The organism is Candidatus Competibacter denitrificans Run_A_D11 (genome assembly GCF_001051235.1).
In the GTDB taxonomy this organism is placed as follows: Bacteria; Pseudomonadota; Gammaproteobacteria; order Competibacterales; family Competibacteraceae; genus Competibacter_A; species Competibacter_A denitrificans.
Genome location: NZ_CBTJ020000037.1, coordinates 1 through 13,104, shown reverse-complemented (window position 1 = coordinate 13,104; position 13,104 = coordinate 1). Strand labels below are relative to the sequence as shown.

Annotated in this window: 13 protein-coding genes and 1 pseudogene; 4 read left to right on the top strand and 10 right to left on the bottom strand. The window is 58.0% G+C overall.

Annotation, left to right across the window (positions count from 1 at the left end):
- Positions 1-58: 58 nt before the first annotated feature.
- The 5 genes and pseudogenes from scpB to BN873_RS07775 all read right to left on the bottom strand — a co-directional run.
- Positions 59-580, bottom strand: a pseudogene (scpB, locus tag BN873_RS07795) (SMC-Scp complex subunit ScpB); the annotation flags it as partial.
- Positions 581-589: 9 nt separating this feature from the next.
- Positions 590-1,378, bottom strand: a complete 789-nt coding sequence (locus BN873_RS07790; protein ID WP_048672557.1) for a segregation and condensation protein A — start codon at positions 1,376-1,378, stop codon at positions 590-592.
- A 52-nt stretch (positions 1,379-1,430) separates the two neighbouring features.
- Positions 1,431-2,438: a tryptophan--tRNA ligase gene (locus BN873_RS07785; protein WP_048672555.1), complete on the bottom strand. Its 1,008-nt coding sequence runs from the start codon at positions 2,436-2,438 to the stop codon at positions 1,431-1,433.
- Positions 2,439-2,464: 26 nt separating this feature from the next.
- A complete protein-coding gene (locus tag BN873_RS07780) occupies positions 2,465-3,115 on the bottom strand; it encodes a site-2 protease family protein (protein WP_048672553.1) in 651 nt (216 codons plus the stop codon).
- Positions 3,116-3,148: 33 nt separating this feature from the next.
- On the bottom strand, positions 3,149-3,769 hold the full coding sequence (locus BN873_RS07775; protein ID WP_048672551.1) for an L-threonylcarbamoyladenylate synthase: 621 nt from the start codon (positions 3,767-3,769) through the stop codon (positions 3,149-3,151).
- Between the two features lie 185 nt (positions 3,770-3,954).
- Here BN873_RS07775 and BN873_RS07770 point away from each other — a divergent pair, with 185 nt between their 5' ends.
- The 4 genes from BN873_RS07770 to BN873_RS07755 are packed head-to-tail and all read left to right on the top strand — an operon-like array spanning position 3,955 to position 6,068.
- Positions 3,955-4,506, top strand: coding sequence for a septation protein A (locus tag BN873_RS07770; protein ID WP_048672548.1), 552 nt, complete (start codon positions 3,955-3,957; stop codon positions 4,504-4,506).
- A 2-nt stretch (positions 4,507-4,508) separates the two neighbouring features.
- Positions 4,509-4,811 carry a YciI family protein gene (locus BN873_RS07765; protein WP_048672545.1) on the top strand — a complete coding sequence of 101 codons (303 nt, stop codon included), beginning with the start codon at positions 4,509-4,511 and terminating at the stop codon, positions 4,809-4,811.
- Positions 4,808-5,101, top strand: a complete 294-nt coding sequence (locus BN873_RS07760; protein ID WP_048672543.1) for a BolA family protein — start codon at positions 4,808-4,810, stop codon at positions 5,099-5,101. The genes BN873_RS07765 and BN873_RS07760 overlap by 4 nt, the downstream gene beginning before the upstream one ends.
- 22 nt (positions 5,102-5,123) lie before the next feature.
- Positions 5,124-6,068 (top strand): peptidylprolyl isomerase, encoded by a 945-nt coding sequence (locus BN873_RS07755; RefSeq protein ID WP_048672540.1) that lies wholly within the window; start codon positions 5,124-5,126, stop codon positions 6,066-6,068.
- A 50-nt stretch (positions 6,069-6,118) separates the two neighbouring features.
- On the opposite strand, the gene ligA is transcribed toward BN873_RS07755, so the two are convergent.
- The 5 genes from ligA to hldE all read right to left on the bottom strand — a co-directional run bounded on the left by ligA (position 6,119) and on the right by hldE (position 12,982).
- The gene (gene ligA, locus BN873_RS07750) at positions 6,119-8,149 is read right to left on the bottom strand and encodes an NAD-dependent DNA ligase LigA (protein WP_048672537.1); all 2,031 of its coding nucleotides are present in this window, start codon (positions 8,147-8,149) and stop codon (positions 6,119-6,121) included.
- A 30-nt stretch (positions 8,150-8,179) separates the two neighbouring features.
- Positions 8,180-9,148 carry a cell division protein ZipA gene (locus BN873_RS07745; protein WP_048672535.1) on the bottom strand — a complete coding sequence of 323 codons (969 nt, stop codon included), beginning with the start codon at positions 9,146-9,148 and terminating at the stop codon, positions 8,180-8,182.
- Between the two features lie 413 nt (positions 9,149-9,561).
- Entirely contained in the window at positions 9,562-10,374 is an 813-nt protein-coding gene (locus BN873_RS07740; RefSeq protein ID WP_374727156.1) for an aldo/keto reductase, read from the bottom strand.
- Positions 10,365-11,558 carry an FAD-dependent oxidoreductase gene (locus BN873_RS20835; RefSeq protein WP_048672533.1) on the bottom strand — a complete coding sequence of 398 codons (1,194 nt, stop codon included), beginning with the start codon at positions 11,556-11,558 and terminating at the stop codon, positions 10,365-10,367. Before BN873_RS20835 ends, BN873_RS07740 begins: the two co-directional genes overlap by 10 nt.
- A complete protein-coding gene (gene hldE / locus BN873_RS07730) occupies positions 11,555-12,982 on the bottom strand; it encodes a bifunctional D-glycero-beta-D-manno-heptose-7-phosphate kinase/D-glycero-beta-D-manno-heptose 1-phosphate adenylyltransferase HldE (RefSeq protein WP_048672531.1) in 1,428 nt (475 codons plus the stop codon). The genes BN873_RS20835 and hldE overlap by 4 nt, the downstream gene beginning before the upstream one ends.
- Between the last annotated feature and the right edge of the window lie 122 nt (positions 12,983-13,104).

Below are 13,104 nucleotides of genomic sequence, written 5' to 3'. Positions count from 1 at the left end.
CGCCGCTTAGAGCGGGTGGGTTAGCCTGAGCGTGAAGATCTACTTCAGCTCCAATGATTTCAGGTTCGCGCGCGGCCACCAAGGGTGGCAGGTCGCTCAAACTCTTGAGATTGAAATAATCCAGAAAGGTATGGGTGGTCGCGTACAAGGCCGGACGCCCCGGCACCTCACGGTGGCCGACCACCTTGATCCAGTCGCGCTCCTGTAAGGTTTTCATGATACTACTGCTAAGACTAACTCCGCGCACCGCTTCAATTTCACCGCGCGTGATGGGTTGACGGTATGCGATCAGGGCTAGAGTTTCCAGCAAAGCGCGCGAATAGTGAGCCGCCCGCTCTTCCCAGAGACGGGAGACCCAGGGAGAAAATGCCTGGGGCACTTGCAGACGAAAGCCGCCAGCGACTTCGACCAGTTCCACCCCGCGCCCAGCGCACGCAATGGCCAGTTCACTTAATGCAGTCCGCAGCACCTCGCGCTCCGGCCGTTCCGCTTCCGGGAACACGCCTGACAGGCGCTCCAACGACAGCGGCTCACCGGCGGCGAGCAATACGGCTTCGATGATGGCGATCAATTCTGGCATAGCCAACCCTCAAAGCCGCTTGCGGAGATAGATAGGGGCGAATGGCTCAGCCTGGGCCAATTCCAATAAGGTTTCGCGCAAGAGTTCCAGCACGGCCAGAAACGTGACCACCGTGCCCATTCGGCCTTCCTCCGGGCGGAACAACGCGGTAAACGGGGTAAACCGCAGCGCATCCAACCGTTCCAGAACCTGGCTCATCCGTTCACGCACCGAGAGCGTTTCTCGCCGGACATGGTGACGGCCAAACAGTTCAGCCCGAGCGAGCACATCGCGCAAGGCACCCAGCAGATCCGCTAATCCCACTGGGGGTGGTATCCGGGCGGGCGGCCCTTCGACCGTTTCGACGTTGGCGACGAAGAGATCGCGTTCAAGTCGCGGTAGGCTATCCAGGGCCTTGGCCGCTTGCTGGAAGCGCTCGTATTCTTGAAGCCGGCGTACCAGTTCGGCGCGTGGGTCTTCCTCTTCAGCTTCGGCCGGGGTAGGGTCGGGCAATAACAACCGCGATTTGATCTCGGCCAGCCAGGCCGCCATCACCAAATATTCTGCTGCTAGATCCAGCTGTAAATCCTGCATCAGCGACAGATAGTCCATGTATTGTCGGGTGATCTCGGCAATCGGAATATCGAGGATATTGAGATTGTGGCGTCGAATCAGGTACAGCAATAAATCCAGCGGGCCCTCGAATGCTTCCAGAAAAACTTCCAGTGCGTCCGGGGGGATATAGAGATCGGGTGGCCATTGCAGATAAGGTTCACCGCTGACCTTGGCAAGCGGTGATTTTTCAGCGACGGTGGTCACCCGTTAGCTGCTTATCGTTGCGGTAGTGTCAGCATGGCCCAAGAAAGCCATCCTAAGTACCCAGCGGGCGGATGCCGACCGCGTGCCGCAATTCGGCGAGAAACGGCGCGCTGTATTCGCGTGCCCGCGCTGCGCCGCGTTGCAGGATTTGCTGGATATGGTCCGGCCGGGCCAGCAAATCATGATAGTGCGTGCGCGGTTCACGCAAGCGGTCGTTCAGGTACTCAAACAAAATCTGCTTCATTTCGCCCCATCCGATGCCTTGGGCGTAGCGCGCGCGCATCGCCGTTGTTTCTTCAGTGCTGGCAAAGGCCCGATAAAGCTCGAACAGGGTGCAAGTATCGGGATCTTTAGGCGCTTCCGGCGGCAGCGAATTGGTTTTAATGCGCATGATGAGCTTGCGCAGCGCCTTTTCCGGCTCAAACAGGGGAATGGTATTGCCGTAGCTTTTGCTCATCTTGCGGCCGTCCAGACCCACCAGCACCGCCGTTTTTTCATCCACCACCGCTTCCGGCAGGACGAAATGCTCGCCGTATAAATGATTGAAGCGAGCGGCGATATCGCGTGCCATTTCCAGGTGTTGGATCTGGTCCTTGCCGACCGGCACCTTGCTGGCCTTAAACATCAGAATGTCTGCCGCCATCAGAATCGGATAGCAGAATAATCCCATGGTCACGCCCTTGTCCGGGTCTTTATCCAGATCAGCCACATTGTCGGCAACCGCTGCTTTGTAGGCGTGGGCGCGGTTCATCAGGCCCTTGGCAGTGACGCAAGTCAGCATCCAGGTCAGTTCCAGGATTTCCGGGATGTCGGTTTGGGCGTAGAAAATGACATTCTCGACATCCAACCCCAACGCCAACCAAGTGGCGGCGACTTCGAGCCGCGAGCGGTGAACCAGGGCAGGATCATGGCATTTGACCAGGGCATGATAATCGGCCAAAAAATAGAACGACCGCACGTCTTTACGGCGGCTTGCTTCAATAGCGGGCAGGATAGCGCCGACGTAGTTGCCCAGATGCGGCGTACCGGTCGTGGTGATGCCGGTGAGGGTGATTTCCATGATGAAAACAGCGCTTTAAGTTGGAATCAGGAGAAAAATAGCGTCAGGATCAGATGGCGGACGCCATTCACCAGAGGCATGAGATTGAGGATACCACTGGCCAAGAGCACGACCAGAATGATCAGCCCATAACGCTCCATCCGCAGCATCGCCAAGCCAAACCGATTCGGCAAAACGCCCGCCAGCACTCGTGAACCATCCAGCGGTGGAATCGGTAGCAGGTTGAGCACGCCCAGCATCACATTGACATCGATACCCGCAATGCCCATCAATAGCATCGGTTCACCCAGTCCTGCCCAGGTATTTCGCAGACCATGGCCGATGAGCGCAATCAATCCCCAGCCCAGCGCCATAACCAGGTTAGAGCCGGGTCCGGCCAGCGCGACCAGCGCCATATCCCGCTTGGGATGACGTAGCCGGCTGTAGTTAACCGGCACTGGCTTGGCCCAACCGAAGATAAAGCCGCCGAACGCGGCCAGTAGGCCGGGAACCAGCACCGTGCCAATCGGATCGATGTGGCGCAAGGGATTCAGACTAAGCCGGCCCTGGGATTTGGCGGTGGGATCGCCAAAACGCCATGCCATCCAGCCGTGCGCGACTTCATGCAGGGTGATCGCCAGTAGCAGAGGCGGCGCCAGTACGACTAACAGTTGAACTGTATTGAGTTGTTCTTGCATGGTGGGATTATACGCAGCGCTGCTCGGAGCGGACTAGAGAAAGGGGCTGGCATCGCCCAAACCCTGGCGGAGTAATTCCGGGGCGTCGCCGGTCAGATCAAGCACGGTGGTCGGTTCCCGCTGGCAGGGGCCACCATCAATGATCAGATCGACGGCTCCGCTTAAGCGCTCAACGATCTGGTCAGGGTCGGCCATCGGCCAATCGTCGCCTGGCAGGATCAGCGTACAACTCATGATCGGTTCGCCCATCTCCGCGAGCAGAGCACGGGCGATGGGATGATCCGGTACCCGGATGCCGATGGTTTTGCGGCGGGGGTGCTGCAACCGGCGCGGTACTTCGTGGGTCGCTTGCAGGATAAAGGTAAATGGCCCCGGCGTCGCTGCCTTAAGCAGGCGATAGCGGCGATTATCCACCTTGGCATAGGTGGCGATTTCGGCTAGATCTCGGCACACCAAGGTGAAATTGTGGTGCCGATCCGTTTGGCGAAGATGGCGGATACGCTCGGCCGCCGCTTTATCACCGAGCTGGCAACCCAGGGCGTAACTGGAATCGGTCGGGTAGACGATAACCCCGCCGGTGCTTAGGCGCTCGACCGCTTGTCGCAGGAGGCGTGTTTGTGGGTTGAGCGAATGGATTTGTAAAACGGAACTCATAGCCTGTAATATTAATCGGTTGTGCGAATCGTGATCGAGTGGGCAACTTGCCAGTTTGGCGTTGCCCGGTCAAGACGTTAACCATGGAGCCGTTCCCTTACCCTATCAGCATGGCCAGCGGATCGGTAGCATTGGTAGACCTTCGCCTACTTCCTCATTGACGCCAATAACCATCTATTATCGGCATGAAACTGCTGTTTGACTTTTTGCCCATCGTTTTGTTCTTTGTCGCCTACAAACTGGCAGATATCTATGTGGCGACTGGAGTGCTCATTGTCGCTACCTTAGGACAAGTCGCTTGGAGCTGGTTGCGGCATCGTCGGGTCGAGAAAATGCCACTGATCACTGCTGTCCTGGTGGCGGTGTTCGGGGGGGCGACGCTGATTTTCCATGATCCGATTTTCGTTAAATGGAAGCCGACCGTTGTCAACTGGCTGTTCGCTATCCTGTTTATCGGCAGTTGTTTTGTGGGTCGAAAAACGGTGCTGGAGCGGTTGATGGGTAACCAGATGGAACTTCCCGCCCCGATCTGGGTCAAGCTCACAGTCGCTTGGTCCCTATTTTTCGTGGCGATGGGATTGATCAACCTCTATGTCGCCTTTACCTTTGATGAAAATACCTGGGTTAATTTCAAGCTGTTCGGCATCTTGGGGTTGACCTTGGTTTTCGTGATGGGGCAGGCTGTCTACATGAGCCGTCATCTGAAAACCGATGATGCACCCTCTAAGGAATCCTGACCATGTTGTACGCTATCCTGGGCCGTGATGCCCCCGACAGCTTAGCGCAGCGGCTAGCTGCGCGTCCCGCTCACCTTGGGCGGTTGAACGCCCTGCTGGCGGAAGGTCGCTTGGTACTGGCCGGCCCGCTCCCTGCCATCGACAGCCCTGACCCCGGCCCCGCTGGCTTTCAAGGTAGCCTCGTGGTCGGCGAATTTGCCTCGCTGGAAGCTGCCAAAAACTGGGCGGACGCCGATCCTTATGTCGCGGCGGGTGTTTATGTTGCAGTCGAGATCTATCCGTTTCGCAAAGTGCTGCCGGCATGACGGCGGCGCGAATCGCGTTGCTCGAAACGCGGCTGCGGGCCGCGCTGGCACCTGAACGGCTGGAAATCATTGATGATAGCGCCGCTCACGCCGGCCATGCTGGAGCACGCGAGGGTGGTCATTTCACTGTCCGTCTCGTCTCTGCCGCTTTTGTCGGCAAAACCCTGATTCAACGTCACCGCCTGATCCATGCGGCGGTGGCCGACCTCATGCGCCGGGAAATCCATGCGTTGAGTATTGCGCAAGCGCACACCCCGGACGAAGCTTCACCTTCAACCCCTGCAACTTAGCTCACCGATGGAAACCACTCGTATGCATAAAATGCCTAAATTGATCGTTCCGCTGCTGGCGCTGTCCTCCACTCTCCTGTTGTCGGGAGGTGTGCTGGCTGCCGAAGATAAGAAGCCTGAAGCCGCTACCCCACCGGCCGCGCAACCGGTCCCAGCGCCGTTTACCATCCCTGACCCGGTAGCCGTGGTCAATGGTAAGACCATCTCTAAAGCGGCTTTCGACCAATATGTTCAGCAGTTACGCGGCCGCACGAAAGTGGACTCGGCGGAAGCCAGCAAGTCGTTGGTCGATCAACTGGTCTTGGAAGAATTGCTGGTGCAGGAAGCGGACAAGCAGAAGCTGGCCGATGATGCCCAAATCAAGCAGCAGTTGGCCATGGTTCAGCGCAGCCTCCTAGCGAGCAGTGTGATCCGTCGGATGCTGAGCGAAAGCGCACCCAGCGAAGACGCCGTTAAGAAAGAGTACGAAACCGCCATCGCGGCTATGAAGGGCAAGGAATACAAAGCGAGCCACATCTTGGTCGATTCCGAGGATAAAGCGAAAGAAATCATCGCCGAACTGAAAAAGGGCGGTAATTTCGCTGAGCTGGCTAAAGCCAAATCCAGTGACAGTTCGAAAGATAATGGCGGCGATCTGGGCTGGTTCACTCCCAGCATGATGGTGCCCCCCTTCGCCCAAGCCGTTGCCAAGATGGAAAAAGGTAAATACACCGAACAGCCAGTGCAGACGTCATTCGGCTGGCACGTCATCCTGTTGGAAGATAGCCGTGATGCGACGCCGCCTTCTCTGGATGAGTTGAAGCCACAGATTCAGCAAATGCTGCAAAGTCGGATGGTGAACGATTATCTGGAAAAACTGAAATCCGGCGCCAAGATCGAGGTCAAGGAAATTCAGGTCAGCGAAGCGCCTAAACCGGCACCAGCACCAGCGGCCGTTGTCGAGCCGAAAAAAGAAGAGAAGAAGTAATACCGCTTGCTTCACCTCTCTCCCGCTGTTGGGAGAGAGGTTCGCATGACCTATGCGGACAGCAGCGCCAGCAAGCCCGCCTCATCCAAGACCTTGATGCCTAGAGACCGTGCTTTTTCGAGCTTAGAACCGGCATCGCGACCGGCGATCAGGTAATCGGTCTTTTTCGATACGCTGCCAGCGACTTTAGCACCCGCCGCCCGTAACCGATCAGCAGCCTGATCGCGGCTCATTGATTCTAATGTCCCGGTTAACACAACGCTCTTGCCGACGAGCAATCCGCCGTCCGTTGGGGATTTGACGGCTGTTTCCACCCAGTGGATGCCCGCCGCCTGCAAGCGGGCGATCACCGCTTGATTGTGGGGTTCTTGCAGGAATGCCTGAACTGTGGTGGCGACCACCGGACCAATGTCCGGCACCTGTCGCAAGCGCTCCGCATCCGCCGCCGCCAGCGCGGTTAAGGTGCCGAAGTGATGGGCAAGCGCCAGAGCGGTGGCTTCGCCGACTTCACGAATGCCCAGTGCGTACAGAAAACGGGCCAGGGTCGTGGTTTTGGCGTGTTCCAGCGCCGCAATGAGCTTGTCGGCCGATTTCGTCCCCATCCGCTCCAAATTCGCAAGCGTCGTGCTATCCAGCGAGAATAAGTCGGCCAAGTCGCGTACCAAGTCGCGCTCGACCAATTGGTCAATCAATTTATCGCCCAGCCCTTCGATATCCAGTGCCCGCCGCGAGGCAAAATGCCGGATGGCCTCTTTGCGCTGGGCGCGACAGTGCAGCCCTCCCATGCAGCGGGCGACCGCTTCACCGTCCGGGCGAACCACCGGTGAGCCACAAATCGGGCAGTGGGTAGGGATGGTGAAAGGCAGCGCCTCGGCGGGGCGTCGCTCCAGCACCACGCCGATTACTTCGGGAATCACGTCGCCGGCCCGTCGCACCCGCACGGTGTCGCCGACCCGCACGTCCTTGCGGGCCACTTCGTCGGCGTTGTGCAGCGTGGCGTTGGTGACGGTGACTCCGGCCACGAATACCGGCTTGAGCCGCGCAACCGGTGTCACGGCCCCCGTGCGCCCGACTTGCACCTCGATGGCTTCGACCACCGTCAATTCTTCTTGTGCCGGGAATTTGTGCGCCACCGCCCAACGTGGCTCGCGAGTCCGAAAGCCCAATTCCCGTTGCCAATCCAACCGATTGACCTTGTACACCACCCCATCGATATCAAACGGTAAAGCGGTGCGTCGCTCTGCGATAGCGCCATGGAAGGCGATCAGACCCTCTGCACCTTGTGCGATGGCTCGCTCCGCGCTCACTGGCAAGCCAAACGCCAGTAGGGCATCCAGCATTTCACTGTGCGCGCTGGGTAGCTCCCAGCCGCGCGTTTCGCCCAGGCCATAAGCGAAAAAGGACAGCGGCCGTTTGGCAGCGACACTGGGGTCAAGTTGGCGGATACTGCCCGCCGCCGCATTACGTGGATTGAGCAAGGTGGGCAGGCCCGCTGCCCGTTGGCGGTTATTGTAGCGTTCGAAATCCGGCCGACTCATGTAGACCTCGCCACGCACTTCGAGCACGGCCGGTGCTGTTCCTGCTAAGCGTAGAGGGATCGCTTTAATGGTGCGGATATTTTGGGTGACGTCTTCACCCGTCTGGCCATCACCCCGGGTGACTGCATGTATCAGCAGGCCGTCCTCGTAGCGCAGACTGATCGCCAAACCGTCAAATTTCAGCTCGCAGGCGTAGTCGATGGGGTCATCGGTAGCTTGTAAACCCAGCTCACGACGTATCTGCGTATCGAAAGCGCGGGCACCACCCGGCCCGATATCCGTCTCGGTACGGATCGAGAGCATAGGCACCTGATGGCGGACTGCGACGAAGGCTTGCAAGGCTTTGCCGCCGACGCGCTGGGTCGGTGAATCGGGGCGGCACAATTCGGGGTAGGCTGCTTCAAGCGCCTGCAATTCCCGGAATAGTCGATCATATTCGGCGTCGGGGATCTCCGGTTCGTCCAGAACGTAATAACGGTGATCGTGGCGGCTGATCTCGGCGCGCAGCTCGGCGGCGCGGTCAGCGGTGGTGTGGGGTGCCATGAAGGGGGTGCCAACAAGCGAGGATGTGGGTTAGTGCGCGGTTCCGCCGAGCTTGGCGACTTTATCGCGTAGCGCGAGCAGCCCTTGGTTGGTCATTCGGTGGCCCTGCTCGTCGCAAATGACGCCGTTGAGTTTTCGGGCCACTCGGTCAGCGGCGAGCACCAGCAGGTCCAAAGCCTTCGTTCCGTCCAAAGGACCGGGGAGACTCATGAAGATTAATAAGCCGGGTGTGCTCAGTTGCGCCAGGGTTTGTGCTTCGAATGAGCCGGGTTTGCGCAGGTGCGCTAAGCTGAATACGGGATTATCGGCACCGCTTTCCTTGGTTGGGTAGCGCTCAAACAGGCCGGAGGCAGTCAGTTGTAGCCCGGCTTCCTCGGCGGCGGCTTGGATATCGGCTCCCTTAAAGGTTTGGTGGCGGGATGCCATGACGGTCAAAGCCACCATGGTCTTGGCTTCAGGTGACGGTACCGGGTTTGGATCAGCTTCCGGCAGGGGTTGGTTTAACCCCAGATCCATGGGTGGGTTTTTTGCAGCGCTGGTTGATTTCTGGCTAGCCGGGGGTTGAACGGCTTCGGATGATTTCTCGGTGCTGCTCCGTTGAAGAGCGGACGGTGTTGACTCGGATTCAGTGGTCGGCGGATGGTGCGGTACCGGTGGCTTGAGCAGTTTCTCCAAAGGCGATTTGGTCGGCGGTGGGGCTTGTTCAGGGTCAAGCTCGCGATTGACCGGATGAATTTCCACATCCACCAGGATTTTATCAGCCAGATGATGATCGGGCGTCACTCGGCCTAAGTCGCCGAATTCGTGTACTTCCGTACCGTCGTCTTCCGGCAAATCGGGGGGAGCGTCGCCCCACTTCGGCTCGTTGGCCTGAGAGGGTCGGCGACGGCGATTGCGGATCTCTTCCTTGAGGCGACTTCGGATGCCCCACAGATAGATCAGGACCACGACGGCGGCTCCGACAACCGCCAACAGCCACTGTAATTGCGTTTTGTCCATTTCTATCAATCCACGACTTTAGGTTACGCCTGCCACGGTCAAATTGTGTGACGATTGGGATAACGGAACAGCCTATCCTGGTCTCACTGAAAAGGAGGCGAGGCTACGTTGCTTAAGTAAAATCTATTTGCTTTAACAAATGCCATCGACGACCGCATTACTCCATCACGATCATCCGTTTTAGCGTCAAAATTAGCATTCCGGCCTCCTAATTTCAGTTGGCACTGTAGCAGCGATAGTCGAGAGAACATTTGCTTTAACAAATGCCATCGACGACCGCATTACTCCATCACGATCATCCGTTTTAGCGTCAAAATTAGCATTCCGGCCTCCTAATTTCAGTTGGCACTGTAGCAGCGATAGTCGAGAGAACGCGTCTGTGAGCGATACACCGATGGCTAAACGATCAATGGTTATCCGAAGGGTGCCGTTTTAGCTCTTACGGCTAGTACCCGTTCCACCTCTACCGCATTCGCCCGCAGATGGGCAGGATTTAGTGTTCCGATGACTACGCTGCTAATCCCCGGTTCACTGTAGACGAAGTTCAGGGTATCTAATAGTGGATCTCTGCCGAGTGTTTGTTTGAACCAACCACTTTGTAGCGCTTTCTTAATCAAGATGCCCTTGTTAGCGGTGCAAGCGGCGCGGATCGCCGTTAATTCGGACGGTTCGTGCTGATTGTAAGTCAGCATCACCAAATCGCAGCATTCAACCGCCCGCACGCTTCCCATTAAGGTTTTTGTAGACATCCCTACCGCTCGTACCAGCCCTGCCTGTTTTAGATCAAGCAACGTCGGCAGGACGGCCGCCTGTTCCAGAATCGCCAGGTCGTCACCGTTCGAGTGAATCAGCACGGCATCCAGCACTTCAACTCCCAACCGGCGCAGGCTGCGTTCCACGCTGGTGCGGGTCGCAGCCGCAGAGAAATCGAAACGTGAAACCCCGTCGGTGAATTCCTCGCCGACCTTGGTCACGATCACCCAATCCCGCCGACAATGCTGCAATAGCCGACCGAGCCGTTCCTCACTAACCCCATAGGCCGGGGCGGTATCGAGCAAATTAATGCCCAGATCCCAGGCGGTTGCTAGCAGGGTCAGAGCCTCCTGATCAGAGGGTAAATCGAAAGGTTGAGGGTATTTCACCCCCACATTGCGACCAAATTTAACCGTTCCCAAGCCAAGAGGGCTGACCGATAAACTGGTTGCACCCAAGGGTCTTAACTCCACACCAAATCCTCGCGGTTCCAGGGATAGACAGCGATCTTGGGCCGTGGCCAATCCTCCAGCAGCCGTAAATCCGCCGGCCGGGGCCGCAAATCGAGTTTCCGCAACATTTCTTCGACCTGATCGGCCAGCAGCGGGGCCAAAGCCAGCTTGGTCGGCCATACCACGAGGGTTCGCCCATCGCGCATCACGCTTGGGCCTATCGGTCGGCTGCCATCGCTTTGCAGGGCTTCAGCCCGCTTCACGGAGAAAGTAGCGAATTGGGTTGGCGACCAATCAACCCACGGCAACAAGCTCGCTAATTCCCGGCGAGCCATGCGAATCTGTTCCTGGCGGTCGCGTTTGACACCTGTTTCGGCCAGTTCTCCCCCCAAATACCACACCAAATGGCCAGCCGTATCGCAATGAGTGGTCACCGTTAAGCGGGGGATATCGCGGGTACCGACAAAATGCCCATACATCGGCCCCGGCAGACTGGGGCCTCTGACCAATACCATATGCAGGGGCCGCTGTTGCAACGAGGCCCACAGTACCGCTGAGTTACCCCCTCCAGCAGCAAAGATCGTGCAAGATGGGCGAATGGCCAGCATGGGCCGATCCAGATAACGCAAGGTAATTGCGCCATCACCAGAGGGCACCGCCGGCCCTTCGCACAAGACAATGGCTTCATGATGCTGGTCGGCGAACGCATTCAACACCGAGGCAACATCAACAATCGGCTCATCCAGACGATAGACAGTGCCGCGAAAGGCGGCCTGACGCAATGCGGGGGGATAACTATCGGCGCCGATTCCGACCAGCTTTTCCGCACGTCCGTTGACCACCTTACTCGCCAGCAAACCTGCGAACCAAGAGCGCGGCGAACGGGTTGCCAATAAGTATTGATGTTCCACCAGCAACGAACCGCGCAGATCAATGTCACCCTCGCCTTTCAAACAGCGCCGCCAAACAGCCGGCATCTCCGAAATCAACTTGGCGGCTTCAGTCACCTTGCCCTGCAATGAATACTTGACGCCACCGTGAATGATCCCTTGGGAACAAATCGTCTGACCGGTGCCCAAGGCTTCGCTTTCGATCAGCAAGGCGCTGAAGCCGAGCCGTCGCAAGCGGGCCAATAACCATAAGCCGGCGATGCCACCGCCGATGATCGCTACATCGACCTTGATAGTGGTTCCGGTGATTTTCATGGGTGATGCAAGATCCTGGCAATGGTACTGGTGGTGGAACAGCCGTCGATATAATCCATCACGACCACTTGACCACCGTTCTCCCAGACACATTGATTGCCGGGAATCCGTGCCGGATCGTTATCGCCGCCTTTGACCAGATAATCCGGCCGAACCGCGCAAATCAGCCGTTCTGGGGTATCCTCGGAAAACGGCACCACCCAATCGACTGCCGAGAGAGCAGCCAAGACCCGCATTCGTTCCCACAGTGGATTGACTGGGCGTTGTTCACCTTTCAGTCGGCGTACCGAGGCATCGTCGTTCACCGCAACGATCAGCCGATTCCCCAGACGCTTGGCCTGCTCCAGATAGGCGACGTGGCCCGCGTGGAGGATATCGAAACAGCCGTTGGTCATGACGATGGTTTCGCCATGTGCCTTAGCGTCGGCAACGGCGTGCAGCAGCGGGGTTTCTTCCAATAAGCCGCGTGGCGGTTCATCGTGTTCATACACGGCTCGCCGCAATTCGGAGACGGTCACACCGGCAGCACCCAGCTTGCCGACCACGATACCAGCCGCGAGATTGGCCAGCAGGGTGGCGCCCGGCAGGCGTAGCCCAGCGGCCAGCCCGGCAGCGAGGGTGGCGATCACGGTATCGCCGGCGCCGGTCACGTCGTAAACCTCACGAGCGCGGGCAGCGAATTGCAAGGGTTCGGTATCCTGCTGCAACAAGGTCATGCCCTGTTCGCCGCGAGTGATCAACAGGGCTTCCAGAGCCAGATCGCGCCGTAGTGCCTCACCTTTGCCGACCAGTTCGATCTCATTGCGGCATTTCCCGACAATCGCTTCAAACTCTGTCAAATTGGGAGTGAGCAACGTCGCGCCACGATAGCGCCGGAAATCCTGACCCTTGGGATCAACCAGTACCGGCCGGTCGGCGGCCCGGGCGCTGTCGATATAGTTTGCAACCTCACGCAGCGCCCCTTTCCGATAGTCGGACAACACCACAGCATCGGCTTGAGTCACGTATTCGGTGAATCGGGCATGGAGTTCGGCTGGCTCAAATCCGGGAAAGCCATCTTCGAAATCCAGGCGCAACAGTTGCTGATTGCGGCTTAGAACCCGTAGTTTGGTGATCGTGGCTTGGCCGGGCTGGCGCAGCAGGTCGCAGGCCACCCCCAGCCGCTGCAATTTAGTCTCCAACACGGTTGCGGCTGCGTCGGCACCCACCACGCCCAGGACGCGAACCTGACAGCCCAGGGTAGCCGCATTGACCGCCACATTGGCCGCACCGCCGGGCCGCTCTTCAACGTCTTCCACCTTAACAACCGGCACCGGTGCTTCCGGCGAGATTCGGGCGGTGGCGCCGTGCCAATAACGATCCAGCATCACGTCACCGACGATCAATAAGCGGGCATGTTCGAAACGGGGAATAGCCGGTCTCATGTTTCTTTGTTGATGTGTTTGTTTATTTTAGGAGTTACGCAGTTGCCGGTAGCCTGTAAAGTGGATTAGTCAGATAGGTGCGGATGGCGGGGCGGATGATAGCGAGTTTCGCCTCAAACCAG

Coding starts and splice junctions, on each gene's coding strand:
- BN873_RS07785 (WP_048672555.1), bottom strand. CDS start 2,438: ATGGAAATCACCCTCACCGGCATCACCACGACCGGTACGCCGCATCTG.
- BN873_RS07780 (WP_048672553.1), bottom strand. CDS start 3,115: ATGCAAGAACAACTCAATACAGTTCAACTGTTAGTCGTACTGGCGCCG.
- BN873_RS07775 (WP_048672551.1), bottom strand. CDS start 3,769: ATGAGTTCCGTTTTACAAATCCATTCGCTCAACCCACAAACACGCCTC.
- BN873_RS07770 (WP_048672548.1), top strand. CDS start 3,955: ATGAAACTGCTGTTTGACTTTTTGCCCATCGTTTTGTTCTTTGTCGCC.
- BN873_RS07765 (WP_048672545.1), top strand. CDS start 4,509: ATGTTGTACGCTATCCTGGGCCGTGATGCCCCCGACAGCTTAGCGCAG.
- BN873_RS07760 (WP_048672543.1), top strand. CDS start 4,808: ATGACGGCGGCGCGAATCGCGTTGCTCGAAACGCGGCTGCGGGCCGCG.
- BN873_RS07755 (WP_048672540.1), top strand. CDS start 5,124: ATGCATAAAATGCCTAAATTGATCGTTCCGCTGCTGGCGCTGTCCTCC.
- ligA (WP_048672537.1), bottom strand. CDS start 8,149: ATGGCACCCCACACCACCGCTGACCGCGCCGCCGAGCTGCGCGCCGAG.
- BN873_RS07745 (WP_048672535.1), bottom strand. CDS start 9,148: ATGGACAAAACGCAATTACAGTGGCTGTTGGCGGTTGTCGGAGCCGCC.
- BN873_RS20835 (WP_048672533.1), bottom strand. CDS start 11,558: ATGAAAATCACCGGAACCACTATCAAGGTCGATGTAGCGATCATCGGC.
- hldE (WP_048672531.1), bottom strand. CDS start 12,982: ATGAGACCGGCTATTCCCCGTTTCGAACATGCCCGCTTATTGATCGTC.